This window comes from Mameliella sp. MMSF_3455 (genome assembly GCF_030733205.1).
GTDB lineage: Bacteria > Pseudomonadota > Alphaproteobacteria > Rhodobacterales > Rhodobacteraceae > Antarctobacter.
The window spans coordinates 46,343-72,786 of record NZ_JASHJL010000006.1; the positions used below are offsets into that span (position 1 = coordinate 46,343).

Consider the following 26,444-nt stretch of genomic DNA (forward strand, 5'->3'; position numbering starts at 1 on the left):
GATAGGCGCGAGATGCTGAAATCGATCCGCCAAGTTCCCTCCACGCCGATCGCGATTGGCGAGGTCTTCAATTCAGAGTTGTGGATGCAACATGTTCATCAAGAACGAAACGATCGACTCCATGCGCCTTACCGCGACTTGCTCCGGTGGCATCACTTCGCTGAAACGCAACACCGACCGCGCGGGAATGCGAGGTGCTTGGTCCGGGCGTCGGGGACAAAGATCCTTGAGCGTGTTCGCGGGACTTCTGAATGTGGCACTTCAAGCCTCTGAAAAAATTATGGTTTGTGAGTTTCTGTGCCTTTGGTCGGGGATTTCATGTGGTGATCCGCAAAAGGCGTGGGGAACGCGGATGGACCAGTGCGCTCAGCCATTCGAATCGCGGTGTCACGGCGCGTCATAGGTATGGCCCTTGGCCGTCAGCCTGGCGTGCAGGGTCTGGTAGGGCGCCAACGCGCGGGGCAGCGTGGTGATGCCAAGGCCGGGGGACCGGGGCAAGTGCAAGTGACTGCGGGGCTGGGTCGGCGCAAACAGGTCGAAGGCCTCGCGCAGCGGGTTGGGGTTCACGTCCACCTCCAGCAGGCCGGGACCGCCCACCGCGGCCAGCAGCGCGGCAGAGGCCACAAGGCCGATCCCGCCGCCGAGGAAATGCGGGCAATAGGTGGCGCCGCTGGCGAGGGCGCGGCGGGCGACCGTCTCGCAGCCGGTGATGCCGCCCCACTTGGCAAGATCCGGTTGCAGGTAGGAAAATGTCCCTGCCGCGATACTGCGGTCAAAGGCCTCAAACCCGGCGAGGTTTTCACCGCCCGCAAGAGGGATGTCGCTGTCCTGGCCCACGCGCGCCCAGTCCTCTGCCGAGGCAGTGGCGATGATCGGTTCCTCTAGCCAACCAAGCGGCACTTCCGCGATCCCCTGCAGGTAGGAGGTGGCCTGATCCCTGTCCCATCCCTGGTTGGCGTCGGCAAAGAGGCGTTCGGCAGAGGCAAGGCTTGCGGCGATCCGGCGGGTGTCCGCGATGTCACGGGGCAGGTCAAAGCCGGTCTTGATCTTGAAGGCATCGTGCCCGGCATCGCGGCAGCGAGCAATGACCTTGTCGGCGTCGCGGATGTGGATGCCGCTGGCATAGGTGGGGACACGGGCCAGCGCTTCGGGGTTGAGGAACTGCGCAAGGCTTTGCCCCGCTTTGCGCGCCATGAGGTCATGGCAGGCCACGTCCAGCCCTGCGATGGCCTGATCGAAAGGCCCCCATTCACGGCATTGCAGGGCGCGGATGCGCGTCTGTTCGGTCAGCCGGTGGAACAGGTCCGAGCGGTGGGCAAACCGCTGCCCGATCAGCAGGTCGCCCATATCCTCGACCAGCAGGCGTGCGCGGTGTTCGGCCCCGGCGGCGGGCCAGTTGGAAAAGACCTCTCCCCAGCCAAAGGCGCCGTCCGAGTCCTCGAGTCGCAGGAACACTGCGGGACGGTCACGCATGGCGCCGAAACTGGTCACGACGGGCTGATCCAGAGGTACGCGAAACACCTGCACGTCAAGGCGGGTGAGGGTGATCGGGGCGGGAAACCGGGGCATGCGGCGATCCAGTGCTGTTGGGGAAGGAAAGAAAGTTTTTATTCATGGCAGGGGTTTAGTCGGTATATTTTGGTATGACCAAAATTGATAGTCGACAGGAGGCTAAAAATAATCGACGATTTTGGCAACATCATTGGTTGAAATATACCCGCGACCAATCCGAGTTTGGGAGGACTTCATGGGATCGGGACAGGCACCCACAGGCGCACTGGGACTTGGGGCATGAGCCGCGCGCCGGATATCCTGTTGATCACCACGGACCAGCAGCGCGGCGACTGCATCGGCGGGGCAGGGCGGGGCGTAAGAACGCCCAACATCCAGCGCATCGCCGACCGGGGCGCGCGGTTCGACACCTGCATCACGCCGCACCCCATGTGCCAGCCGGCGCGCGCCTCTATCCTGACGGGCAAGCTGCCCTATTCGCACGGTGTGCGGGACAATGGCCGCAACCTTGATCCGGCGATTGCCGAAGAGGGGATCGGCGGCGTCTTCGGTCGCGCGGGCTATGACACGCGGTTCATCGGCAAGGCGCATCTGTCCACGCATGAGACGTTCGAGCCCACCGGCGCGCCGGAGTGCTACAATTCGGTTGCCGATTACCCCGAGGACTGGACCGGACCCTACATGGGGTTCGACAAGGTCGAGTTGATGCTGCGGCCGCACCATCACTGCGGCTGGAAAGAGCGGCCGCACACCCTGCACTATGAACATTTCCTCGACTGGGACGGGCAGGGCGGCACCCGCTGGGCGCGCGCCAAGGAGGCGGTGCCGCCGCTGACCCATCACAAGCAGGTCTGGCGCTCGGCGCTGGAGGATGAGTGGCAGTCCACATCGTGGATCGGGGATCAGGCGATGGCGATGCTGGACGAGGACCGGGATCAGCCGCTGATGGCCTGGGTGTCCTTTCCCGACCCGCATCCGCCCTTCCTTGCCTCTGATCCGTGGTCGCGGCTGTACGACCCCACAGAGGTCGACCTGCCGCCGCATCGCGCGCTGGACCTGGACCGACGCCCCTGGTGGCACCGGGAATTCCTGGAAAGCCCGGTGCGTCGGAACCAGAAGCGCGACCACGCAGGCGATCAGCCGTTCTGGGGCTGGGACGGGGCGCTGGAGGACCGCGACCTGCGCGACGTGATCGCGGTGTACTACGGCATGATCGCGGCCATCGACTTTCAAATCGGACGCATCCTCGACGCGCTGGAGGCGCAAGGGCGGCTGGAGAACACCATCGTGATCTTCACCTCTGACCACGGCGAGTGGCTGGGCGATCACGGGCTGCTGCTGAAGGGACCGATGCTGTACGATGGCCTGCTGCGGGTGCCGCTGGTGATGGCGGGGCCGGGGGTGACACGCGGGCGGTTCGATGCGCCGGTGTCCACGCTGGACCTGCGGGCAACCATGGTAGAGCTGGCCGGCCTGAGCGTCAGCGCAGATGACGGCACCTCGCTTACCGATGTCATGGCCGGGGCGACCCGCGATGTGGCCCACAACGAATGGGAGGTCGACCCCCTGCGCAGCGGCGTCGACCTTGACCTGCGGACGGTGCGCTCTGCCACGCACCGGCTGTCCATCGACCTGAAGAGCGGGGCAGGGGAACTGTATGACCTCACCACTGACCCGCATGAAATGACCAACCTCTGGGACGATGCCGGGTCCGCGGGAATCCGCGACCGGCTGACCGCGAACATCGCGGCAGAGCGTCCCGGCATGATCCCCGCCGCGCCGCGCGTCGGCTGGCACTGAAAGGCCCTGTTTCCATGTCAAAGATTACCGCTATCGAACCGCTGCTGGCCCGCGTGGGCATCCGCAACCAACTGCTTGTGAAGGTCAGCACCGACGACGGGCTGATCGGCTGGGGCGAATCCGGGCTGTCGGCGCGCGAGGAGTCGGTCGCCGCCACGATCCGGCACTTTGCCGAGTTCCTTGTGGGCAAGGATTCCAACCAGATCGGGCGCATCTGGCAGGAAAGCTATCGCAGCCAGTATTTCGAGGGCGGGCGCGTGCTGACCGCCGCCATGTCGGCCATCGATATCGCGCTGTATGACATCCTGGGCAAACGTCTGGGCGTGCCGGTTTACCAGCTGCTGGGTGGCAAGCAGCGCGATGAGATTCCGACCTTCCCCAGCGCGCAGTCGACCGATCTGGATACGCTGATTTCCAAGGCGCGGGTGCTGGTGGATGCGGGGTGGGATTGCTTGCGCATCTACACGGGCGAATTCAACGGCAACGGTGTCTTTGACCCGCGCAAGAACCTGAACCGTGCCTCGAAAGAGCTGATCGCGCTGCGCGAGGAATTTGGTCCGGACCTGTGCCTTGGCATCGACCTGCACCACCGCCTGTCGATCGCCGAGACCGCGGATTTCTGCAACCGACTGCCTACCGGGACGCTGGATTTCCTTGAGGAACCGATCCGCTGCGAGACGCCCGAGGCCTATCGCACCCTGCGGGCCATGACCAACATTCCCTTCGCGGTGGGCGAGGAGTTCGCCAGCAAATGGCAGGCCGCGCCGTATATCGAGCAGGGCCTGACCCAGTACATGCGTCTGGACATCTGCAATATCGGCGGCTTCACCGAGGCGATGAAGGTCGCGGGCTGGTGCGAGCGGCATTACATCGACCTGATGCCGCACAATCCGCTGGGCCCTGTCTGCACGGCGGCGACGATCCACATGGCCGCAGCAGTGCCGAATTTCAGCTGGGCCGAGACCCGGCAGGGCCCGACCGAGGACCTGGGTTTCCACGATCCCGAGCTGTTCCCGGTGCAGATCCCGCTGGAGGGCATCACCTACACCGTCCCCGACCGGCCCGGTCTGGGCGTCGAGGTGGACGAGGACAGGATCCGCGCCACCACACCACAACATGTCGAACCGCCGCACCTGTGGCGGCCGGATGGGTCTGTCACCAACTGGTGACGCCGCCCTTGCCGCTACCCGGCGGCCAATACGTTCAGCAAGGAGGAGGAAACCAATGCTGAGAACGAGGAGAATGACGACGCTGGCCAGTGTCATCGCGCTTGCGGTGGGGGCACCGGCGTTCGCCTGGGAAGAGGCGCCGGACCTGGCGCAGAAGGTTGCCGACGGCACGCTGCCCCCCGTCGAGGAACGCCTGCCGGCGGACCCGCTGGTCATGGACGTGATCGAGGGGCCGGGCGAATACGGCGGCACCCTGCGCCGCGCCATCCTGGGCGGTGGCGATCAGCACAACATGGTGCGCACCATCGGCAGCGACAACATGGTGCGCTGGTCCCCGGACTGGAAAGAGGTGCGTCCGAACATCGCGAAATCCTGGACCGTGTCCGAAGACGCCTCCAAGTTCACCTTTACCCTGCGTGAGGGGATGAAATGGTCGGACGGGGCGCCCTTTACGGCCGATGACATCATGTTCTGGTACGAGGATGTCTTCAGCGACCCGACCCTGACGCCGAACAAGGACGCCACATTCGTTGGCCCGAACGGCCCGGTGAAGGTGACCAAGATCGACGACGTGACTGTCGAGTTCGATTTCGGCGCGCCGAACGGTCTGTTCCTGCAGGGTCTGGCCTATGGCTTTGGCTATCACCCGACGGCCTATCCGAAACACTACCTCAGCCAGTTCATGCCCAAGTACAACGACGATGTGCAGGCGTTGGTGGACGCGGAGCCGGCGGCGGGCGACTGGGTGCAGCTGTTCAACCTCAAGGCCGGGCCGATGGACACGCCGCTGTTCTGGCAGAACCCGGACCGCCCCACGCTGCACGCCTGGCACCTGACCAACGCCTATGGATCCACGGATCGGGTCGTGGCGGTGCGCAACCCCTATTACTACAAGGTCGACAGCGAGGGGCAGCAGCTGCCCTATATCGACCGCATCACCTATGACCAGGTCGAGGATGTGGAAACCATCCTGCTCAAGGCTTTCAACGGTGAGATCGACTACATGCTGCGCCACATCGGGCGGCCGTCGAACAAGGCTGCGCTGACCGACAACATGGACCGTGGCAAGTACCGGTTCTTCGACGTGGCCGACCTGCCGGGCAACAGCATGATCCCGATGATGAACCTCAACCACACCGACCCGGTGAAGCGAGAGGTGATCCAGAACAAGGATTTCCGCATCGGTGTCAGCCATGCCATGAACCGGCAGGAGATCATCGACCTGCTGTATTTCGGGGCGGGGGAGCCGGCGCAGGTGTCGCCACGCCGCGGCAGCACCTTCTACCGCGAAGAATACCAGAAACAGTACACCGAGTACGATCCGGAGCTGGCGAACGAGTACCTCGACAAGGTGCTGCCCGAAAAGGACGACGAGGGCTATCGCCTTGGCCCGGATGGCGAACGGTTCACCCTGATCTTCCTGGTCGCCGACGTCTTCGGGATGCAGTTTCCCGACGCGATGGAGCTGATCCAGGGCTATGCCGCCGACGTCGGCCTGGATTTCCAGATCCGCGCCACCGACCGGTCGCGCCTGATCGAGCTGCACACCTCGAACAACTTCGACGCCTACCTGTGGAATTGCTCGGGCGGACAGGCCGACATCTACACCTCGCCGATGTGCTACATGCCGATGATCTCGAACTCGGTCAGCTGGGCGCGGGAATGGGCGGCCTGGGGTCTGGACCCGACCACGGGTGAGGAACCGCCGCAGGCGGTCAAGGATATCTTTGACAAGTACAAGGAAATCCGCGCAGCCGCGTCGCCGGAACGGCAGGAAGAGCTGATGTTCGAAATGCTGGACATGCAGGCCGAGCAGTTCTTTACCGTCGGCATGATCCACACCGACCCGGTGTTCGGCATCGCGCGGAACAACGTGCGCAACGTGCCGGACCCGCTGCCGATCTCCGGCCAGCTGTGGTTCCCGGCGCCCTACACCGCGCAGATGTACTTCGAAGGCGGTGCCAACCTGCCCTGATCCGAAGTACCCTTGGGGCGCCGGGCCTCTCCTCCCGTCCGGCGCCCCGACCATCCCTGCAATGCAACGGAGAAGACATGGGCGGCTTTATCCTGCGGCGGGTTCTCTACATGATCCCGACCGTCTTCCTGGTCTCCATCGTGACCTTCATCATCATCCAGCTGCCGCCGGGCGACTACCTGGACACGCTGGCCGCAGAGATGGGCGAGGCCGGTGTCGACAACACCGCCGTCGTCGAGCAGCTGCGCGAGCAGTACGGGCTGGGTGAGCCCATGTACCTGCAATACTGGAAATGGATGACCGGCATCCTGTTCGAGGGCGACTTCGGCATTTCCTTTGAAAAGAACGTGCCGGTGACGGATGTGATCTGGGACCGGCTGGGCTGGACCTTTGCCATCTCGATCCTGACGCTGTTCTTCATCTGGATCGTGGCGCTGCCGATCGGCATCTACTCGGCGGTGCGCAAGTATTCGGTGGGCGACTACATCGCCACCCTGCTGGGGTTCATCGGCCTGGCGATCCCGAACTTCCTGCTGGCGCTGGTGATGATGTACGTGGCCTTCAAGTATTTTGGCCAGTCGGTCGGCGGGCTGGTCAGTCCGGAGTATCTGGATCAGCCGTGGTCATGGGCCAAGTTCGGCAACCTGCTGCAGCATATCTGGATGCCGGTTTTCGTGGTCGGCACTTCAGGGGCGGCGGCCTTGATCCGCATCATGCGCGCCAACCTGCTGGATGAACTGTACCGGCCTTATGTCGTGACTGCCCGGGCCAAGGGCATGCCCGAATTCCAACTGCTGATGCGTTACCCCGTGCGCGTCGCGCTGAACCCCTTCATCTCGACCATCGGGTGGATCCTGCCGACGCTGGTATCGGGGGAAATCATCGTGGCCGTGGTCATGAACCTGCCCACCACCGGGCCGCTCCTGCTGCGCGCGCTCCTGGTGCAGGACATGTACCTGGCCGGATCGCTGATCCTGATCGTCAGCCTGCTGACGGTGATCGGCACGCTTCTCTCCGACGTCCTGCTTGCCTGGGTCGACCCGAGGATACGTTACCAATGACAGCCATCGATTCCGCATCCGAGGTGCAGGCGGCCGAGTCCGTCAAGACACCTGCCCTGCTTGGCCCCTGGGCGCTGATGTGGCGGCAGTTCCGCCGGCACAAGATCGCCTACTTCAGCCTGTTCATCGTGGGGTTCATCTATTTCGTCGCTCTGTTCGGCGAGTTCCTCAGCCCCGCCGACCACCTGAAAACCAACACCCGCGCGCCCTTTGCGCCGCCGCAGGGCATCCATTTCTTCGCCCCCGCCGAGGACGGCGAAAGCCGGTTCATCCTGCACGCACGCGGCCTGAAGATGGAGATCGACCGCGAGGCGATGCGCCGCCATTTTGTCGAGGACCCGGAAAAGGTGATCCCGCTGGGGTTCTTCGTGAAGGGGTATGAATACAAGCTCTTGTGGCTGATCCCGACCAACCGGCATTTCTTCGGCCCCAAGAACCCGCGCGACACGGTGTATTTCCTGGGCGCCGACCGGCTGGGCCGCGATATCCTCAGCCGGATCATCATGGGCACGCGGATTTCCATGTCCATCGGTCTTGTGGGCGTCGCGGTGTCGCTGATCGTGGGGGTCAGCCTTGGCGGGATTTCCGGCTACTACGGCGGCTGGATCGACAACGCCATCCAGCGCCTGATCGAATTCCTGCGCTCTATCCCGACCATCCCGCTGTGGATGGGGCTGGCCGCCGCGATCCCGCTGGATTGGCCGCCGCTGCGGACCTACTTCGTGGTCACGCTGATCGTGTCGATGATCGGCTGGACGACCTTGGCGCGCGAGGTGCGGGGCAAGTTCCTGTCGCTGCGGCACGAGGATTTCGTCACCGCCGCGCGGCTGGACGGGCTGTCCGACTGGGAGGTGATCCGCAAGCACCTGGTTCCCAGTTTTGCCAGCCACATCATCGCTTCGCTGACCTTGGCGGTGCCGCTGATGATCCTTGCCGAAACCTCGCTGAGCTTTCTCGGCATCGGGTTGCAGCCGCCGATCGTGTCCTGGGGCACCCTGCTGAAGGAGGCACAGAACATCCGCACCATCATCGAAGCCCCCTGGCTTTTGATCGCGCCCGGCACGGTCATCGTGACCGCCGTGCTTGCCCTCAACTTCCTCGGAGACGGCCTTCGCGATGCCGCAGATCCCTATGCAAACTGACAACACAGACCAGCCGATGATTGAGATCCGCGGGCTGAAGACCCACTTTTTCACCGATGACGGTTTGGTGAAGGCGGTCGAAGGCGTCGATCTGGACATCATGCCCAACCGCACGCTCTGCCTGTTGGGGGAGAGCGGCTGCGGCAAGTCGATCCTCGCCCGGTCCATCCTGCGCATCGTCGATGCGCCGGGGCGGATCACCGGGGGCAGCATCCTGTACCACGCCGCAGACGGGCGCACCGTGGATCTTGCCCGCGCGCGGCCCGGGTCGCGGGAACTGCGGTCGATCCGGGGCAGCGATATCTCGATGATCTTCCAGGAGCCGATGAGCTCGCTTGGGCCGATCCAGAAGATCGGCAAGCAGATCACCGAGACCATCCGCCTGCACCGCGACGTGACCAGGGCCGAGGCCAAGGCAGAGGCCATCGACATGCTGGCCCGCGTCGGCATCCCGCGCCCGGCCGAACGGTTCGAAAGCTACCCGTTCGAGCTGTCAGGCGGGATGCGGCAACGGGCGATGATCGCCATGGCGCTGTCGTGTCAGCCGCGTCTGCTGATCGCGGATGAGCCGACGACCGCGCTGGACGTGACCACGCAGGCGCAGATCCTCGACCTGATCGCCGAGCTGAAGGAAGAGTTCCAGATGGCGGTGATGCTGATCACCCATGACCTGGGCGTGGTGGCCGAGGTCGCCGATGACGTGGCGGTGATGTACATGGGAAAGATCGTCGAGAAATCCGACGTCTACGGGCTGTTCGAAAATCCGCGCCATCCCTACACCCGCGCGCTTCTGAATTCGGTGCCGCGTATCGGGATGACGTCCAAGGACCGCCTGCCTGCCATTCGCGGGATGGTGCCGCATCCGCTGGCGCGGCCCTCGGGCTGTACGTTCCGCACCCGCTGCGACCAGTTCATGCAGGGCACCTGTGACCTGCGCGAACCTCGGCTGAAGCCGGTGGAGGGCGGCGAAGTCGCCTGTTTCCTGCATGAGGGGGAGACGACCAATGTCTGACGCCATTCTGGAGGTGCGCGACCTGACCATGTCCTTTGGCGGCAGCAAGGGCGGATGGCTGTCCAAACCCGCCAAGGGCTTCGTCGCGGTGGACGCGGTGTCGTTTGACGTGAAACGCGGAGAAACCTTTGGCATTGTGGGCGAAAGCGGCAGCGGCAAGACCACGCTGGGCCGTTGCATCCTGCGAGTGCTGGATCCATCGGACGGCAGCATCCGGTTCCGCCCGCAATCGGGGGCGGAGGTCGAACTGGCCGATGCGCCCATCGACCAGCTGCGGCAGGTCTGGCGCAAGCTTCGGATGATCTTTCAGGATCCGCAGGCCTCGCTCAACCCGCGCCTGCGGGTGATCGACATCGTCGGGCAGGCCTTGCAGAAATCCGAGGGGCTGAAGGGCAAGGAACTGGCCGAACGGGTCGGCGACCTGCTGGAGAACGTCGGGCTGCGCAAGGAATTCATGCAGCGCTATCCCAATGCCTTTTCCGGCGGTCAGCGGCAGCGGCTGGGCATCGCCCGCGCGCTTTCAACGGGTCCAGAACTGGTGGTCGCGGATGAGGCGGTTTCCGCGCTGGACGTGTCCATTCAGGCGCAGACGCTAAACCTGTTGCAGGACCTGCAACAGGAGTTCTCGCTGACCTTTCTGTTCATCGCGCATGACCTTGCGGTGGTGGAGCATATCTGCGACCGGGTGGCGGTGATGTACCGGGGCCAGTTCGTCGAGGTGGCCGATACCGAAACCCTGTTCCGCAACCCCCAGCACCCCTACACCCGCGCGCTGTTGCAGGCCGTGCCCGTGGCCGATCCGCGCCAGCGCCGCCGCAAGGCCGGGGCAGGGGCCGAACCGGTGGACGTGACCGCGCCGATGCGGGGCTGCCGCTTTGCCCCGCGCTGTCCCCATGCCACGGACCTGTGCCGCAGCACCCGTCCGCCCGCGCGCAACATCAGCGGCGCGGATGTGCTGTGCCACTATGCGGGAGAGATATGACCATGCGCGTCATGGCTATTTCCCAACAAGGGGGGCGTGGTTATAGTGGCTGCTGATCCGAAAAAACGGGCTTGGCGTATGGCAAAGGACGACGGCACCGAGGATACCTCTCTTTACGAGGCGATCCTTGACGACATCTACGAGGGCCGCCTGACCGGGGGTCAGCGGCTGAAGGTGTCGGAACTGGCCGAACGCTTTGGCACCTCGACCAGCCCGGTGCGCGAGGTGCTGCGCCGGATGCAGGGGGAGGGCTTCGTTCAGATCCATCCCAACAAGGGCGCCACGATCCGCCCCACGGACACCGGGTTCCTGCAGAACGTGTTCGAGGTGCTCCAGATGCTGGAGCCTTATTTCGTCACCTGGTTTGCCGATTATGCCTCTCCCGAAATGGTGGATGAGCTGGCGGCGATCCAGGAAAAGATCAAGGCGACGCCGCATGCCGAACAGCGTGCCTTTCGCAAGCTGGACTTTGAATTCCACGACGTGTTCAGCCGCCATCATTACAACCAGACCGCCGCCGAGATCTGGCACAACCTGCGCACGTCTTTGAACGTGCAAGCCGCGCGGTTGCGGATTTCGCCCGCGCGGTTCGAGACGATCAAGGAAGAACACGACGAGATCGTCGCCGCCTGCCGCGCCCATGACGCGGCGCGCGCGCACCTGGTGATCTGCAAGCATGTGGACGGGTCTTTTGTCCAGATGTCGCAGCAGATCCGCGCGCTTGGCCTGTCGGCCAACACCAGCTTCTGATCGCCACGCCGGGCATTGCCCGCGCTGTACCGGGCGCGCGTGCCCCCGGCTGATCGCCGCCATCCGCCTTCCCTGAACTTGGCCGACCGTGGCCTTGCCCCCGCGCTGCGGGACTGGGCCGCTTTGCCGAAAAATCATGCGTCTTTTCCAAGCGCAGGCAGCTTCGGGGCCGCCTGTCCGCAGAAAATTGTTGACTCGTTGTTACATGCTTCACATGCTGCATAGCAATACACATGTTCTGATATACAACACATGGAGATGACTCATGCATAGGGTTCTGGCCGCCAGCGCGATGGTTGCGGCGTCACTAATGGCGCCGCAGATCGCCCTCGCCGAAAGCGCGACGGTAAAGCAGATCGAGGAACGGGGAACGCTGCTGTGCTCGGGTCACAACGGCAGCTACTTTGGCTTTGTCGAGGTGAACGACAACAACGAGTGGAAAGGCCTGGACATCGACCTGTGCCGCGCCCTGACCACCGCGATTCTTGGCGATCCGGACAAGAACCAGATCGTGCCGCTCAGCTGGGCGCAGCGGTTCCCGGCGCTGCAATCGGGCGATGTGGACGTGATCATCAAGGCCACAGGCTGGACGATGGGCCGCGACACGGAACAGGGTCTGCAGTTCAGCCTGCCCTATTTCTTTGGCGGCGCGCAGCTGATGGCGCATGGCGATCTGGGTGTGACGGACGTCGCGGGCCTCGAGGGCGGCGTGATCTGCGTCGAGGCGGGCACCACGATCGAGCGCCTGGTGGCCAACTACCTGTCCACAGAGGGCATCGAACATGACATGGTGTCCTATGAAAGCGCGGCGGAACTGCGGTCGGCCTATCTTGCCAACCGCTGCGATGCCTTTGCGGCCTGGGGCCCGTTCCTGGCCGTGCTGCGCGCCACCGAAATCGGCGATCCCGACGCCCATGTGATCCTGTCCGACCAGCTATCTGCCGAACCCATCGCCGCTGCGATGCGCCAGGGCGACGAAGGCTTTGTCGATGTGGTGAACTGGATGCTGTCGGCGCTGCTGATCGCCGAGGAAGAAGGCGTGACCTCTGAAAACGTCAATGACATGGCGGCCAACCCGGCCAACCCGCGCGTCGCGCGCCTGCTGGGTGTCGAGCCGGGCATGGGCGAGCGTCTGGGTCTGCGCGATACCTGGGCGCGCGACATGATCGCCGCCGTCGGCAACTTTGGCGAGATCTACGACCGCAACCTTGGCAAGGACAGCCCCTACAAGCTGGACCGCGGGCTGAATAACCTGTGGAGCCACGGCGGCGTGCTGTACGCGCCGATCCTTGATTGATGACGTGACCATCCCGGGCCGCGCCCTGTCGGGGGCGGCCCGTTTTCCGAACAGGACGCAAGGGACGTATCATGCAATCGGCAGAACAGCTGCGCACACGGGTCAAACGGCGCAAACTGATCGTTCAGGGAACGATCCTCATCATCACGGTCCTGGCCGTCTGGGGTGCGGTATCCAACGCCCAATACAACCTGACGCGCCTGAACATGACCAGCGGGTTTGCCTTTCTGGAACGGGGCACCGGCTGGAACTACTCGTTCTCGCTGGTCGAGCGGTCGATCAACGATCCCTATGCCTACACCCTGTTCATCGGTCTGCTGAATACGCTGTTCGTGGGGTTCACCTGTATCGTCACCACCACCATCTTTGGCTTTGTCGTGGGGACGATGCGCGATGCGCGACACCCGGCGCTGAATTTCATTGCGAATGTCTATGTGCAGATCTTTCGCAACATCCCGCTGATCCTGCAGGCGGTTTTTCTCTACGCGCTGCTGATCCACATCGGCGGACCGAGGCAGGCCATCAGCCTTGGCGACGTGGCCTTTCTGTCCGGACGGGGGCTGATGCTGCCGGGGCTGAACGTCAGCCCTTGGGTGGCGGTTGCGATGCTGGGCGCATGTCTTGCGCTGGCCATAGGACTGATCCTGGCCAAGGTGACGCTCTGGCGCGGACTGGCGGGCTGGCTTGGCGGCAGTGTCGCGATGATAATGGTTATGGCCGTTTCCTTCCGGCCTGAGGGGGCAAACCTGCTTTCGCTCCCCGAATTGCAGGGGCTGCGGTTTCGCGGCGGTGTCTCTGTCCCGATCGAGCTGTTCGCGCTGGTGGCCTCGATCACCCTTTACGGCAGCGCCTATATCGCCGAGATCGTACGTGGCGGGCTGGCGCAGGTGCCGCGCGGGCTGGTCGAGGCGGGGCAGGCGCTTGGCCTGACGCGGGCCGCGATCTGGGCGCGGATCAAGGTGCCCATGGCGCTGCGCAGCATCATCCCGCCCTTGGGCAACCAGTGGATCTTCATGATGAAGGCCACAACCATCGGCATCGCCATCGGCTTCAGCGACCTGTTCTACATCACCGTCAACTCGATCAGCCAGTCGGGCCAGACGCTGGAATTGATCCTGCTGCTGATGCTGACCTTTCTCGCCATCAACTATTCCATCGCGATTTTCACCAACTGGCTGAACGCGCGCCTGCAACTTAAGGAGCACTGAGGATGGCACTGACAGAGATTGCCGCGCCCGCACCGATGGGCCTCACACCGCCCAGCCGGGTGCAGATCGCGCGGACAAAGTTCTTGAAATACGGCTTCGGCTCGCCGCTGGCGGCGGCGGTGTCGGTGCTGGTCTTTGCGCTGCTGGCCTATATCCTGTGGCGCTTTGTGGACTGGGCCGTGGTGCATGCGGTCTGGTCCAGGGACAACGTCGATCAATGCGGCCACGGCGGTGCCTGCTGGGCGGTGATCGACGCGCGTCACCGGCTGATCCTGTTCGGCACCTACCCGTTCGAGGAACATTGGCGATCGACACTGGCCGCCATAGCCATCGTCGCCACGGTGCTGCTGTCCTGCATTCCGGCCATGTGGCAGCCCGCCCGCCTGGCGGTTCTGTGGGTTGTGGGCTTTGCCGCCTATTACCTGCTGATGGAGGGCAGCCTGCTGGGCCTGCAACAGGTGACGACGGACGGCTGGGGCGGGCTGTCGCTGACGCTGTTCCTGTTTGCGGCGGTGGTGCTCTTGGGGATGCCGATGGGGCTGGGCCTGGCGCTGATGCGGCGGTCGGACATGCCGGTGGTCAAGTGGTTTGCCTTGATCATCATCGACACCATCCGGTCGCTGCCTCTGGTCACGACGCTGTTCACGGCGGCGGTGGTGGTGCCGCTGTTCCTGCCCGGCTGGCTGGACGGGGACAAGATCTGGCGCGTGATCCTGGCTTTTGCGCTGTTCTTTGCCTGCTACCAGGCAGAGGTCTTTCGCGGTGGATTCCAGGCGATCCCCAAGGGCCAGGTCGAGGCGGGCAAGGCGCTTGGCCTTGGGTATTGGAACATCATGGGGCGCATCGTGCTGCCGCAGGTGTTCCGCCACGCCCTGCCCAGCACGATCAACATGGTGGTTGTGACCTTCAAGGAAACGGCGATTGTGACCATCATCGGCTTCTTCGACATTCTCGCCTCTGGCAAGACGGCCTTCGGCACGGCAGACTGGGCGCCCTACTATATCGAGGTCTACCTCTTCGTGGCGGCGATCTACTGGGTCTTCATCTACTCGCTGGGTCAGTACGGCGAGTACCTGAAAGGTCGGATGGCCCTGTCCGAACGCTAGACGCGGCTTCAGGTCACCGAGGCGGCGATGATCCCTGATATGAGGTCTCGCAGCCAGACGTGGCCCTGATCCCGGCGCAGGTGCGGGTGCCAGGCGATCTGGCTGGGGAAGGTGCCCAGGTCCACCGGCACCTCCATGTTGCGCAGACCGTAGGGCCGGGCGGTCATCGTGGCCACCCGCGCCGGAACCGTGGCAATGCCGCCAAGGCGCAGGACAGTTGGCGCGGCGGTCAGGAAATGTGAGACCACGACAGCGGTGTTGCGTCTCAACCCGGTCGCCTCTGTGCGTTTGTGGACCCCGGTGCGCCAGTTTCCCGGGGGCGCCACGACCACATGCGGCAGCCGTTCGTACAGGTCCCGGTCCAGCGCGGCGCCCTCTGGCAGGGCTTGCGGGGCCACGATGCAGCGAAAGCCGTCGCGAAACAGTTCCGACACCACCAGGTCCTGTGGCGGGGTGGCGAAGCGCCCGATGGCCAGGTCAAAGGCGCGCCCGGCCAGATGGCGCGGATCCAGGTCTGGTCCGATGGGCGCGATCTCCAGCCGGGCGGATGGAGCCTTTGCCGCAAAGGCCGCCGCCAGTTCAGGCGCAAGCACAATTTCGGCATAGGGGCCGAGCAGCAGCCGGAACCGGCGCGTGGTACGGGCGGGATCAAAGGGCTCGGCGCTGCGAAAGGCCTGTTCCAGCCGCTCCAGCCCGGCGGCGATGTCCGGCGCGATTTCAAGCGCCTTTTCGGTCGGCTCCACGCCGTAGCGCGCCCGCAGGAACAGCTCATCCCCCAGCGCCTCGCGCAGACGGGAGAGCGCCGCGCTGACGGTGCTTTGGGACTGGCCCAGTCGTTGCGCGGCGGCGGTGACGTTGCGTTCCTCCATGATCGCATGGAAGACCCGCAAGAGAGAAATGTCCGGTGTCATATCTCCGAAATATCGATTTCTGACGTTGCCTGCATCAATTTCTTGATCGGCCATGGGCAACCTAAATCTGCGTCGACGCGTTCACGGCAAATATGCCAACGCGCTGACACGCATACATCAAGGAGACCCTCCACATGGCACGCATTCTGATCCTTTCCACCGCATCCGACGTTCTGGGCGAGACAGGCAAACCCACCGGCGTCTGGTACGAGGAACTGGCGACCCCCTATTACGCCTTCCTCGACGCGGGCCATCAAGTGAAACTGGTCACGCTTGGCGGCAAGGCCGTCCCGATCGACCCGAATTCGGACGTGACCGGCGATGATGCCCCGGCCTCTGTCACCCGGTTCCGGGCCGATCCAGAGGCCACCGCGTTGCTGGAAAATCCCGGCAAGCTGGAGGACGAGGACGTGACCACCTACGACGCGCTCTACATCCCCGGTGGGCATGGCGCGATGTACGACCTGGCGACCAGCGACTTGGTGGCCAAAGTCATCGGCACCGCCTGGGACAACGGCAAGGTCGTCGCCTCGGTCTGTCACGGACCTGCGGCCTTTGCCAAGGCGGTGGACGCAAACGGCGATCCCATCGTGAAGGGCCGCAAAGTGTCCGCATTTACCGACAGCGAGGAACATGGCGTGGGCCTTGCCGATGCGGTGCCCTTCCTGCTGGAAACCCGCCTGCGCGAGCTGGGCGCGAATTTCGAGAGCGTCGCGGACTGGCAGCCGCACGCCGTTGCCGACGGGCGACTGGTGACGGGCCAGAACCCGGCCTCGTCCGAGGCGGCAGCAGAGAAGGTGCTGGCGTTGCTTTGATGCCATGCTGCGCCACCCCCGCCGGGGTGGCGCAGCAGCGCCGAGGATCCGAATAACGTCTTGGTGATCACGGGCGGGGTGGGGAACGCCTTGTGCCTTGCGCCGTTGGCCCTGCAACGAAGACAGGAGATACCATGTCCACGATCACCACGAGGAACCCGGCAACGGGTGAGACGATCCAGACCTATCCGATGATGAGCGAACAGGAGGCCGTACAAAAGTTGGAGGCCGCCCATGCCGCCTTTCTGGAGTGGCGGCAGCTGTCCCATGCCGAACGCGCGCCCTACCTGACGAAAATCGCCGAGGTGCTGCGCGCCCATACCGATGAGCTGGCCGAACTGATGACGCGCGAGACCGGCAAGCTGTTGCGCGACGGCAAGATGGAGGTCGAAATCTGCGCTGCGATCTTCGAGTATTCCGCAGAGAACGGGCCCGACGTCCTGGCCGATGAAGAGCGCACGCATGGCCGAAAGGGGTCGCGCGGCATCGTCACGCATCAGCCGATCGGGGTGATCTATTCGATCCAGCCGTGGAATTTTCCGCTGTACCAGCCGGTCCGCGTGTTGGCCGCCAATCTGATGGCGGGCAATGCCTGCGTGCTGAAACATGCCAGCATCTGCACCGGGTCCGGCCTGCGTCTGCGCGAGTTATGCATCGAGGCTGGCCTGCCCAAGGATCTGTTCCAGGTCATCCTGATCGACCATGACACCAGCGACAACCTGATCCAGCACCCGCTAGTGCGCGGCGTGACATTGACCGGCAGCGATGGCGCGGGCCGCCACGTGGGCAGCGTTGCATCGAAGGCGCTGAAGAAAACCGTGCTGGAGCTGGGATCTAACGACGCCTACCTCGTGCTTGAGGATGCCGATATCGAGACGGCCGTGAAATACTCGGTCATGGGGCGGCTGTACAACAACGGCGAAACCTGCGTGTCGGCCAAGCGCTTTGTCGTGGCGGACAAGGTCTATGATGCCTTCGTGTCGGCCTTTGTCGACCAGATGAAGTCGATCAAGATGGGCGATCCCATGGACGAGGACGTCCAGCTTGGCCCGCTGTCCAGCGAGGACCAGTTCGAGACCGTCGAGGAACAGGTGAAACAGAGCGTCGCCAAGGGCGCCAAGGTGCTGTGCGGCGGCGAGGCGCCCGACCGGACCGGCGCCTATTACCCGGCGACCGTGCTGGCGGAGGTGGCGCCGGGGATGCCAGCCTATGATGACGAGATCTTTGGCCCGGTCGCCGCCGTGATCCGCGCCAAGGACGACGAGGACGCCATGCGCCTTGCCAATGACAGCCGCTATGGACTTGGCGGCGGTATCTTCTGCAAGGACGAACAGCACGCGCTGAAACTGGCGCGCGACCACTTCGACACCGGCATGGTGCGGATCAACTCCTTCGGTGCGGCCGATCCGAACATGCCCTTCGGCGGGGTCAAGGATTCGGGCTACGGGCGTGAACATGGCGGCTTTGGCATGAAGGAATTCACCAACGCAAAGGCGATCTTCCTGCCATGATCACGCTACATGCCCTGCAATATTCCCGCGCGACCCGCGTGTTGTGGTTGCTGGCCGACCTCGGCCAGCCCTGCAATCGGGTGGATTATGACCGCACCGATGCCTTTCGCGCCCCCGAGGCGCTGGCCAATGTGCATCCGCTGGGCAAATCCCCGGTGATCGAGGACGGCGGTGAGACGATCGCCGAATCCGCCACGATCCTGCGCTACCTCGCGGCGAAATACGGCGACGACAGCCATGCGCCTGCGCCCGGCACGGCAGAGTTCTGGCGCCACGAAGCGCTGCTGGACTATGTCGAAGCCTCGCTGGCCCCGGTGGCCTTGCAGGTGATCCTGCCGGCGTTCCAAGGTCAACCCGTGCCGGAGGAGGCGCGCGCCGCGCTGACCCGGCACCTCGACTACATCGCGCAGGCCATCGGCGACGGACCCCTGCTGTTCGGCGATACCGCGACACTGGCGGACATCCAGATCTCGTACATCATCGCGCTTTTGGCGCGGTTCGACCTGCTGGCCGACCATCCGACCGTCGCCGCCTACTGGACCGCCCTACAGGCACAGCCCGGCTACATCGCCGCCACGCAGGCCACGGGGCCGATGGCACCGCCTGCCTGACATCGAAAGGATCCGACATGCCCAAGAGCATTCTCATCGCCGGCGCGACCGGCAAAACCGGACGTATTCTGACCCGTGACCTGTTGGACCAGGGCCATGAGGTGACGGCACTTGTCCGCGATAGTTCCGACACGGGCGCGTTGCCCGAAGGAGCGAAGCTGCGGCAGGGCGACCTGACGAACCTGCAACCGGGCGTCTGTGACGGCGCAGATGTGGTTGTTTTCGCGGCGGGCTCTGGCGGGTCGACAGGCCCCGAGATGACAGAGAAGGTCGACCGCCAAGGGGCGATCCGGCTGGTCGATCTGGCCAGGGACGCGGGCGTCGAACGGTTCGTCATGCTCAGTTCCATCGGCGCGGACCAGACTGACCCGTCGGGGAAGCTGGCGCATTATCTGAAGGCCAAACATGACGCGGACGAACATCTGAAATCATCCGGATTAACCTACGCCATTCTGCGCCCCGTTGCCCTGACGGATGCGGGCCGCAGCGCCGAGGTCGTTCTCGGCGACGAGGTGAACGTGTCCGCCGAGGCGACCCGCGCCGACGTGGCCGCGGTTCTGTGCACGGCAGCGACCAGCGGAACGCTGGACGGCCAGGCGGTGAACATGCAATCGGCCTGAGGGGGCCGACCGTCAAGGTCGCGCAGGGCGCAAGTCCCTGTCCCGAGACCGGGGCAGGCCCCTGCGTTCACGCAACCTGCGGGCGCGGGCGCAGATACCAGTACCAGAGGCGATAGGCCTCTAGCAGGGTCAGCGGGACAAAGTGGACAAGCGACGGGCCAAGTCCGCCCCAGTCATGCTGCGCCGCCCAGTGCAGCAGGGTCAGGACGGCGGCGGCATAGGTCCAGCGTTGCAGCGTCTTCCAATTGCGGCCCATCTTGCGCACGAAATAGTCCGACGAGGTGACGGCCAGCGGCACGAAGATCACGAAGGCGGTCCAACCGGTCCAGATGTAGAATTTCGGCAGGTCGGTCAGGACCTTCTGCATGGAGGAAAGGTCGACCAGGTAGAGCACCGTATGCGCCAGCGCGTAGCCGAAGGCCGCAACGCCGAAGTAACGGCGGTTCTTCTTCAGCCAGCGCGGCCCGCGCCACCCCTTGAACACCAGCGCCAGCGGCGAGGCCAGCATGGCGATGATCATAAAGCGCGCGGCGAATTTGCCGGTGGGATGCAGCGCCTCGTGAATGGCGGCCGCAGTGGCGGTGGCGTCGGTCACGCCGAGGATGCCGGCGCTGATGGCAAAGCCCGGCAGTGCCATCAGCGCCCAGAGCCAATAGGGAGAGAGTCGAGACAGCATGTCGGTTGCCTTTCCTGTAGGGACCGACCGCCTGGCCGGAAGGATGGGTCTGGACTGTCACGCTGCGGCGCAGCGTTTCCGTCGCGCTCCGTTGCGCAGCGCGCAGAAATAATCGGTCCAGGTATGATGCGGGCGGCGGAAGAACCGGCCCGTCGCCCGGTCTGTGCCTAGCGGCCGTGATAGGCCTGGCTGACGGCAAAGCTGTCCTCGAACCAGTGCCACAGCACGACCTGACCATCGCGGACCTTGGCGCGCAGGGCGAACGTGAACTCACCGATTTCCTGGCCGGAATGGGGCGTGATGCCGTTCATCTTGCCAAAGACGGCAACCGTTTCGCCCGAAGCAAAGGCGTCGGTGTTTTCCCACTTGGTCGTCTGCAGGTTCTCGGAGAACACGGCAAGGAAGGCAAAGATGTTTTCCTTGCCTTTCGCACCGCCGATCCAGGGCAGGCTGGCGTCGCCCTCGTTGTGCCAGACCATGTCATCGGCCATCAGGCGGCCCATCGCTTCCATGTCGCCCGATCCCATCGCGCCCATGAAGGCCATGACCGTGTCAAAGCTGGCTTGTGTCCGGTCGTCCATTGTCTGTGCGCCTGCGTGTTGTGCGAGAAGGGCGGCGAGCGTCGCGCCCAGCGAGGTGGTCAAAAGGGTTCTGCGGTTCATGTTATGCTCCTTGGTTGATGGGGGTCTTGAATTTCCGGCTTCGTTGTGCGGGGCATCGTCGCCAGGCATGGGCGGGCATCAGGCCCCGGCGCTCTCGGTAATTGTCCAGGTCAGCTCCGGAGTTTCGCGAAAGGCAAAGCGGTCAAGATGGCTGGAGATGACGTCGATCGCCCTGTCGAGGGCGGGCCGATCCCTGGTCGAGATGGCCAGGTGCAGGCCGGTGGCATCCGCGCGCAGATCGCACTGGCCAAATGGCAGCTCGATCCGGCCCGCGCTGGTATCGAAGGTGACCGGAACCTTGTGGCCGAAATGCTTGCAGAGCGTGCCCAGGTAGCGGTGGGCGTTTTCCGTGGTGAAGAAGCCGTTGGCGTTCATGTCGATGCTCCGTCCTGTTGCACGAACCATCTATCCCCAGTGCATTGATCCGGGTATTCCTTGCCTCCAGACCACATAGTTCGGGCAAGCAGAACAATGATCGAGCATCTGCGCCACATGGCGATCTTTGCACGGGTCGTCGACGAAGGATCGTTCCGCGCCGCGGCCAAGGCCATCGGTCTTGCCCCCTCGCGGGTCAGCGAGACCGTGTCCGAGCTGGAAGAGTTCCTAGGCGTGACGCTGCTTTACCGGACGACGCGCAAGATCGCGCTGACCAACGAAGGGCGCATGTTTTACGCCCGCGTGGCCGAGATGCTGCGCAGCGCCGAGAACGGGTTGAACGAGCTGAACGCCCTGTCACTGGAGCCGGTGGGCGCGTTGCGGGTGTCCATGCCGGCCTTCATGTCCTCGTCCGCGCTGGCCACGGCCTTCGCGGAATTCGTGCGCCGCCACCCGCAGGTCGCGCTGTCGGTCAGTTTCACCGACGGGCGCACCGATCTGCTGGAGGACGGATTCGACGTGAACATCCGCGCCGGATGGCTGGACGACAGTTCGATGATGTCGCGCAAGCTGGGGGAAAGCGACCGGGCGCTGGTGGCCGGAACAGGCTATGCCGCCACACGCCCGCGCCCGGCACATCCGTCAGAGATGGAGGACTGGGACTGGCTGCGTTACAAGCATCGTTCCGACCATACAACGCTTTACGGGCCGGAGGGCGAGACGGTAAAGGTTCTGGGCCAGTCGCGGCTGGAGGTGGACAGCGTCGATGCGCTTTATCACTTTACCTGCCAGAACCTCGGCGCGACGGTCCTGCCCGAACACCTCGCCGCCCGGGGCGAGGCCGAGGGCAGGCTGGTGCGCCTGCTGCCGGACTGGCGTCTGATCCCGCTGGGCTTCTTTGCCGTCTGGCCGGATACCTCGCGCCGCGAAAGCCTGACGCTGCTGTTCGTGCGCTTTGTCGTGGAGTGGTATCAAGAGCTTGTTCAGAACGCCTGATCACGCTGCCGTCAGTCCAGGACCACGGGGCCGTTGGGCGATGTCATGGCAAAGGACAAGGCGGGGTCACCTGCGCTGACCTGCGCCAGGTGATCCACCTGCAGCGCCTTCAGAATGCCCCGCAGGTGATCCGGGTCCGGGTGCGACAGGTGCACCGATTCCAGGTGCACGCCTAGATCCTGCTGGCCGGTGCTGGGGTGCGGGCCGGGGGACCATTCAATGAAGGCGGGCAAGAGGCCGCCCATCGGCAGGCTGCCGTCCTTTGGCACCGTCAGCCGCCACGACCGGTCGCCGCGCGTGAACAGGACGACCTCGCCCAGGTCTACCGGGCTGGCAGCGATCACCGCGTCCAGATCATCGGTGCTCACCACCCAGCACAGGGCGCGCGGGCGTTCGGCCAGCCGGGCCTTTGTCGCCGGATCGTCCAGCGTGAACCAGCGGGTCCGGCCGGGATCGGCGGGGGCGTCGGGATCAATGGCGATCAGTTCGAAAAAGCTTTCGTTGCCGGACTGCATGACGCAGTTGTGCGTGCTCATGGCGTCATGCTTGCCGCCGCGCGGCACGGTCACGCCCAGCTTGGCCTCCATCGCGGCAACGCCTTGATCCAGAGTGTCCGCGCCGATGGCGAAATGGTCGATCTTGTTGTGCATGGGTCTACTCCGATGCGGTGTTGAGAAGGGGCAGGGCGGCGGCAAGGTCGGCCTTCAGGCTGTCGGTGTCCTCCAGCCCGATGTTGAAACGGACAAGCTGGCCCTCTTCGGTCCAGGTGCCCGCGCTGCGCTGAGGTGTGACCGGCAGGACGAGGCTTTCGTAGCCGCCCCAGCTGACGCCGATGCCGAAGTGATGCAGCGCATCGACAAAGGCGCGGATCCGGTCGTCGCCGCAGGGGTGAAAGACCACGCCGAACAGTCCCGCCGCACCGCTGAAATCGCGCTGCCAGAAGGCATGACCGGGGCAGGAGGGCAGGGCCGGATGCAAAACACGCTTGACCTGTGGCTGCCGGGCGAACCATTCGGCCATCTCACGCCCGGCCTTGTCGAAATGCTCCATCCGGATCTTGAGCGTGCGCAGGCCGCGCAGGGCAAGGGCGACCTCCTGTCCGCCGGTCTTGTCGCCCACGGCCATCACGGTTTTGCGGATGGGCATGGCGTGCTCGGCCGTGCTGGCGATCATGCCCATCATGCAATCCGAATGCCCGCTGAGGTATTTCGACATGGAGGCCACCGCCACATCCACACCCAGCGTCAGCGGCTGGCAGAAGACCGGCGTCGCCCATGTGCCGTCGAGGATCGACGGAATGCCCGCCGCGCGGGCGGCACCGGCAATGGCGGGGATGTCTGGCACCTCGAAGGTGCCCGAGCCCGGCGCCTCGAACATGACTGCGCAGGTGTCGGGGCGGATCAGGCCGGCGATCCCGGCGCCGATCATCGGGTCGAAAAAGGTGATTTCGACCCCCATGCGGGTCAGCACCGTGTCGCAGAAGGCGCGCGTGTTGCCATAGACATGATCGGCCACCAGCAGGTGGGAACCCGGTCGGGCATATGTCAGCAGGGTCAGCGTGATCGCGGCCACCCCCGAAGAAGTCAGCGTCACCCCCTGCGCCCCTTCCAGCCGCGCCAGCATCTGTTCCAGCTTGGTGGTCGCTGCATTGCCGTATCGGCCGTAGTACGGTGTTCCGCCTTGGTAACGGGCGTCGCGCGCGGCCTCGAAGGCGGCCAGCGTGTCGAACACCATGGTCGAGCCAAGCTCGATCGGCATGTTGACGTGTCGGCCCTCGGCACGGTCCGGGCGGCCCCACCGGACCAGCCCGTCAGCGATTGGTGGATCTGAAAGCGGCATCGTTTTGACTCTTGTGACGGATTGATTTCAGGATGACAGTGACGGCACGCTGTGTCAATATTCGGAAAACTTGTTTTCTATGCTGGCACAAAAGGTGAGCCATGAGCGAACATCAAAGGAAACTGACCGCAAGCCACTGGGGCGTCGGGCTGGCCACCGTCGAAGGTGGCAAGGTCACTGCCGTTGCCGGGCATCCGGGGGATCCGGCGGCTTCGCCGATCAACCAGAACATTCCCGGCAGCCTGCATGGCCGCGCCCGCGTCCGGCGGCCGGCCGTCCGCAAAAGCTGGCTGGAAGGCAGGCCGGGGGCCGTGCCGCGCGGACAGGACAGCTTTGTCGAGGTGGACTGGGACCGCGCGCTGGACCTGATCGCGGCAGAACTGACGCGGGTGCGCGAGACGCACGGGAATACCGGCATTTTTGCGGGGTCTTACGGATGGTCCAGCGCCGGGCGCTTTCACCATGCGCAGTCACAGCTGAAACGCTTTCTGAACACCATCGGTGGCTTTGTCCGATCCGAGGGCAACTACAGCTACAATGCCGCGCTGGGTCTGATGCCGCATATCGTCGGGCCGTATCGGTCTCATGTGGCTCGGGCCACGCGGTGGCGCGTGATCGCTGAACACAGCGACCTTGTAGTGATGTTCGGCGGCATGGCACTGCGCAACACGCAGGTCAGCGACGGCGGCGTGGCCCGCCACCGGATGAGCGACAACCTGGCCGCCTGCGCCAAGGCCGGGGTGTCCTTTGTCAACATCAGCCCGCTGCGCACCGATGCTGAGGAGGTGCTGAACGCCGAGTGGATGCCGGTCCGCCCAGGCAGCGACACCGCGCTGATGATGGGATTGGCGCATACCCTACTGGTCGAGAACCTGCATGACCCGGAGTTCCTGAACACCTACGCCGTCGGCTTCGACAAGGTGGAAACCTACCTGCTGGGCCACGAGGACGGCGCACCCAAGGACGCCGACTGGGCCGCGGAACAGACAGGGATCGAGGCCGAGGCGATCCGAGCGCTGGCACGGCGCATGGCGGCGGGCCGTACGATGATTAGCGTGGCCGCCGGGGTGCAGCGCACGGACCATGGCGAACAGCCGATGTGGATGGCGATCACCCTGGCCGCAATGCTGGGCCAGGTCGGACTGCCCGGCGGCGGCTATACCGTGGGCTACGGCGTGAACGCCAATATCGGCAACATCGAACGACTGTTCCGCTGGGGGACGCTGCCCCAGGGCCAGAACCCGGTGCAGGACTTCATCCCCGTGGCGATGATCAGCGAGATGCTGCTGAACCCCGGCGGCACCTATCATTACCAGGGGCAAGAGAGGGTCTTCCCGCACGCGCGCCTTGTCTGGTGGGCCGGAGGCAATCCGTTCCATCACCACCAGGACCTCAACCGCCTGCACGCCGCGTTCCAGACGCCGGAAACGATCATCGTCAACGAGGTGAACTGGACCGCCACCGCCCGGCACGCCGATATCGTGCTGCCGGTCGCCGCCGCGCAGGAGAGGACGGATTTCGGGGCCGGCAAGTCCGACAACGGGCTGGTTCCCATGCCCCGGCTTGTCCCACCCGAGGGTGAGGCGCGCATCGAATACGATATCTACGCCGAGCTGTCGGCACGCCTGGGCACGGCGGAGGCCTTTACCGAAGGCAAGTCCGCCGATGACTGGCTGCGCGAGATCTGGGAGATCACGCGCCACCGCGCGCAGGAGGCGGGATGCGACCTGCCCGATTGGGAGACCTTTCTGAGCGGTGATGTGATCACCCTGCCGGACCCCAGCCCGCAGCAGGTGTTCCTGGCCGACTATCGCGCCGATCCCGTGGCCAACAGCCTGCCGACACCCAGCGGCCGGATCGAGTTGTACTCGGAGACAATCGCCGGGTTCGACCTGCCGGACTGCAAGGGGCACGCCGCGTGGTTCGTGCCGCGCGATCAGGCGGCGGGGCAGGGGGCGCGGTATCCGCTTGCGCTGCTGTCCGGTCAGCCAAAAACCCGGCTGCACAGCCAGCTGGACAACGGCGCCTACAGCCTCAGCCACAAGGTGCAGGGGCGGGAACCGGTTCTGATCCATCCCGATGACGCGGCCAGTCGGGGGATCACGGATGGCGACGTGGTGGAACTGTTCAATGGACGGGGCCGCTGCCTTGCCGGCGCGCGGGTGACGCCAGAGATCCAGCAGGGCTGCGTCTTTCTCTGGACCGGGGCGTGGTACGATCCCGATTTCAGCGCGCCGCAGGCCCGCGACCGGCACGGCAACCCCAACGTCCTGACCCATGACCTGCGGACCTCGGCCCTGACGCAAAGCCCGGCAGCGCATTCCGCTCTGGTGGACCTGCGTCGCTTTGACGACGACCTGCCCCCGGTCGAGGCGCACCAACCGCCACCTTTCGAAGCCGGAGCGTAGGTGCTA

Annotated in this window: 24 protein-coding genes; 17 read left to right on the top strand and 7 right to left on the bottom strand. The window is 64.5% G+C overall.

Annotated features, from left to right (window positions below):
• Positions 1 to 387: 387 nt before the first annotated feature.
• Positions 388 to 1,569 carry a mandelate racemase/muconate lactonizing enzyme family protein gene (locus RBB42_RS05800; RefSeq protein WP_305969073.1) on the bottom strand — a complete coding sequence of 394 codons (1,182 nt, stop codon included), beginning with the start codon at positions 1,567 to 1,569 and terminating at the stop codon, positions 388 to 390.
• Positions 1,570 to 1,791: 222 nt separating this feature from the next.
• Here RBB42_RS05800 and RBB42_RS05805 point away from each other — a divergent pair, with 222 nt between their 5' ends.
• From RBB42_RS05805 to RBB42_RS05855, 11 genes are all read left to right on the top strand, one after another.
• Positions 1,792 to 3,312 carry a sulfatase family protein gene (locus RBB42_RS05805; RefSeq protein ID WP_305969072.1) on the top strand — a complete coding sequence of 507 codons (1,521 nt, stop codon included), beginning with the start codon at positions 1,792 to 1,794 and terminating at the stop codon, positions 3,310 to 3,312.
• A gap of 14 nt (positions 3,313 to 3,326) precedes the next feature.
• Positions 3,327 to 4,481, top strand: coding sequence for a mandelate racemase/muconate lactonizing enzyme family protein (locus RBB42_RS05810; RefSeq protein WP_305969071.1), 1,155 nt, complete (start codon positions 3,327 to 3,329; stop codon positions 4,479 to 4,481).
• 55 nt (positions 4,482 to 4,536) lie between these two features.
• Positions 4,537 to 6,456, top strand: coding sequence for an ABC transporter substrate-binding protein (locus RBB42_RS05815; protein WP_305969070.1), 1,920 nt, complete (start codon positions 4,537 to 4,539; stop codon positions 6,454 to 6,456).
• 77 nt (positions 6,457 to 6,533) lie between these two features.
• Positions 6,534 to 7,517 carry an ABC transporter permease gene (locus tag RBB42_RS05820; protein WP_305969069.1) on the top strand — a complete coding sequence of 328 codons (984 nt, stop codon included), beginning with the start codon at positions 6,534 to 6,536 and terminating at the stop codon, positions 7,515 to 7,517.
• Positions 7,514 to 8,659 carry an ABC transporter permease gene (locus RBB42_RS05825; protein ID WP_305969068.1) on the top strand — a complete coding sequence of 382 codons (1,146 nt, stop codon included), beginning with the start codon at positions 7,514 to 7,516 and terminating at the stop codon, positions 8,657 to 8,659. The genes RBB42_RS05820 and RBB42_RS05825 overlap by 4 nt, the downstream gene beginning before the upstream one ends.
• A 16-nt stretch (positions 8,660 to 8,675) precedes the next feature.
• The gene (locus tag RBB42_RS05830; RefSeq protein ID WP_305969067.1) at positions 8,676 to 9,671 is read left to right on the top strand and encodes an ABC transporter ATP-binding protein; all 996 of its coding nucleotides are present in this window, start codon (positions 8,676 to 8,678) and stop codon (positions 9,669 to 9,671) included.
• A complete protein-coding gene (locus RBB42_RS05835) occupies positions 9,664 to 10,653 on the top strand; it encodes an ABC transporter ATP-binding protein (protein WP_305969066.1) in 990 nt (329 codons plus the stop codon). Before RBB42_RS05830 ends, RBB42_RS05835 begins: the two co-directional genes overlap by 8 nt.
• 78 nt (positions 10,654 to 10,731) lie before the next feature.
• Positions 10,732 to 11,403 (top strand): GntR family transcriptional regulator, encoded by a 672-nt coding sequence (locus RBB42_RS05840; RefSeq protein ID WP_305969065.1) that lies wholly within the window; start codon positions 10,732 to 10,734, stop codon positions 11,401 to 11,403.
• 265 nt (positions 11,404 to 11,668) lie between these two features.
• Positions 11,669 to 12,700 (top strand): transporter substrate-binding domain-containing protein, encoded by a 1,032-nt coding sequence (locus RBB42_RS05845; protein WP_305969064.1) that lies wholly within the window; start codon positions 11,669 to 11,671, stop codon positions 12,698 to 12,700.
• 71 nt (positions 12,701 to 12,771) lie between these two features.
• Entirely contained in the window at positions 12,772 to 13,908 is a 1,137-nt protein-coding gene (locus RBB42_RS05850) for an ABC transporter permease subunit (protein WP_305969063.1), read from the top strand.
• A gap of 2 nt (positions 13,909 to 13,910) precedes the next feature.
• Positions 13,911 to 15,014, top strand: coding sequence for an amino acid ABC transporter permease (locus RBB42_RS05855; RefSeq protein ID WP_305969062.1), 1,104 nt, complete (start codon positions 13,911 to 13,913; stop codon positions 15,012 to 15,014).
• Between the two features lie 8 nt (positions 15,015 to 15,022).
• Here the strand turns inward: RBB42_RS05855 and RBB42_RS05860 are convergent, their stop codons facing one another.
• Positions 15,023 to 15,925, bottom strand: a complete 903-nt coding sequence (locus RBB42_RS05860; protein ID WP_305969061.1) for a LysR family transcriptional regulator — start codon at positions 15,923 to 15,925, stop codon at positions 15,023 to 15,025.
• Positions 15,926 to 16,059: 134 nt separating this feature from the next.
• On the opposite strand from RBB42_RS05860, the gene RBB42_RS05865 reads away from it, so the two are divergent.
• The 4 genes from RBB42_RS05865 (at position 16,060) to RBB42_RS05880 (ending at position 19,482) form a co-directional block, all read left to right on the top strand.
• A complete protein-coding gene (locus RBB42_RS05865; RefSeq protein WP_305969060.1) occupies positions 16,060 to 16,740 on the top strand; it encodes a type 1 glutamine amidotransferase domain-containing protein in 681 nt (226 codons plus the stop codon).
• Positions 16,741 to 16,874: 134 nt separating this feature from the next.
• A complete protein-coding gene (locus RBB42_RS05870) occupies positions 16,875 to 18,251 on the top strand; it encodes an NAD-dependent succinate-semialdehyde dehydrogenase (RefSeq protein ID WP_305969059.1) in 1,377 nt (458 codons plus the stop codon).
• Entirely contained in the window at positions 18,248 to 18,862 is a 615-nt protein-coding gene (locus tag RBB42_RS05875) for a glutathione S-transferase family protein (protein WP_305969058.1), read from the top strand. Before RBB42_RS05870 ends, RBB42_RS05875 begins: the two co-directional genes overlap by 4 nt.
• A 17-nt stretch (positions 18,863 to 18,879) precedes the next feature.
• Positions 18,880 to 19,482 carry an SDR family oxidoreductase gene (locus tag RBB42_RS05880; RefSeq protein ID WP_305969057.1) on the top strand — a complete coding sequence of 201 codons (603 nt, stop codon included), beginning with the start codon at positions 18,880 to 18,882 and terminating at the stop codon, positions 19,480 to 19,482.
• A 67-nt stretch (positions 19,483 to 19,549) separates the two neighbouring features.
• Here RBB42_RS05880 and RBB42_RS05885 read toward each other — a convergent pair whose 3' ends face one another.
• The 3 genes from RBB42_RS05885 to RBB42_RS05895 form a co-directional block, all read right to left on the bottom strand.
• Positions 19,550 to 20,158 carry a protein-methionine-sulfoxide reductase heme-binding subunit MsrQ gene (locus RBB42_RS05885; RefSeq protein ID WP_305969056.1) on the bottom strand — a complete coding sequence of 203 codons (609 nt, stop codon included), beginning with the start codon at positions 20,156 to 20,158 and terminating at the stop codon, positions 19,550 to 19,552.
• 167 nt (positions 20,159 to 20,325) lie between these two features.
• Positions 20,326 to 20,820, bottom strand: coding sequence for a nuclear transport factor 2 family protein (locus RBB42_RS05890; RefSeq protein WP_305969055.1), 495 nt, complete (start codon positions 20,818 to 20,820; stop codon positions 20,326 to 20,328).
• Positions 20,821 to 20,898: 78 nt separating this feature from the next.
• Positions 20,899 to 21,195 (bottom strand): DUF2218 domain-containing protein, encoded by a 297-nt coding sequence (locus tag RBB42_RS05895; protein ID WP_305969054.1) that lies wholly within the window; start codon positions 21,193 to 21,195, stop codon positions 20,899 to 20,901.
• 96 nt (positions 21,196 to 21,291) lie between these two features.
• Here RBB42_RS05895 and RBB42_RS05900 point away from each other — a divergent pair, with 96 nt between their 5' ends.
• Positions 21,292 to 22,191: a LysR family transcriptional regulator gene (locus RBB42_RS05900; RefSeq protein ID WP_305969053.1), complete on the top strand. Its 900-nt coding sequence runs from the start codon at positions 21,292 to 21,294 to the stop codon at positions 22,189 to 22,191.
• Between the two features lie 11 nt (positions 22,192 to 22,202).
• Here the strand turns inward: RBB42_RS05900 and RBB42_RS05905 are convergent, their stop codons facing one another.
• Positions 22,203 to 22,841 carry a VOC family protein gene (locus RBB42_RS05905; RefSeq protein WP_305969052.1) on the bottom strand — a complete coding sequence of 213 codons (639 nt, stop codon included), beginning with the start codon at positions 22,839 to 22,841 and terminating at the stop codon, positions 22,203 to 22,205.
• Between the two features lie 4 nt (positions 22,842 to 22,845).
• Entirely contained in the window at positions 22,846 to 24,030 is a 1,185-nt protein-coding gene (gene metC, locus RBB42_RS05910) for a cystathionine beta-lyase (RefSeq protein ID WP_305969051.1), read from the bottom strand.
• Positions 24,031 to 24,131: 101 nt separating this feature from the next.
• Between metC and RBB42_RS05915 the strand changes: the two genes are divergently transcribed.
• On the top strand, positions 24,132 to 26,438 hold the full coding sequence (locus tag RBB42_RS05915; RefSeq protein WP_305969050.1) for a molybdopterin-dependent oxidoreductase: 2,307 nt from the start codon (positions 24,132 to 24,134) through the stop codon (positions 26,436 to 26,438).
• Positions 26,439 to 26,444: the final 6 nt, after the last annotated feature.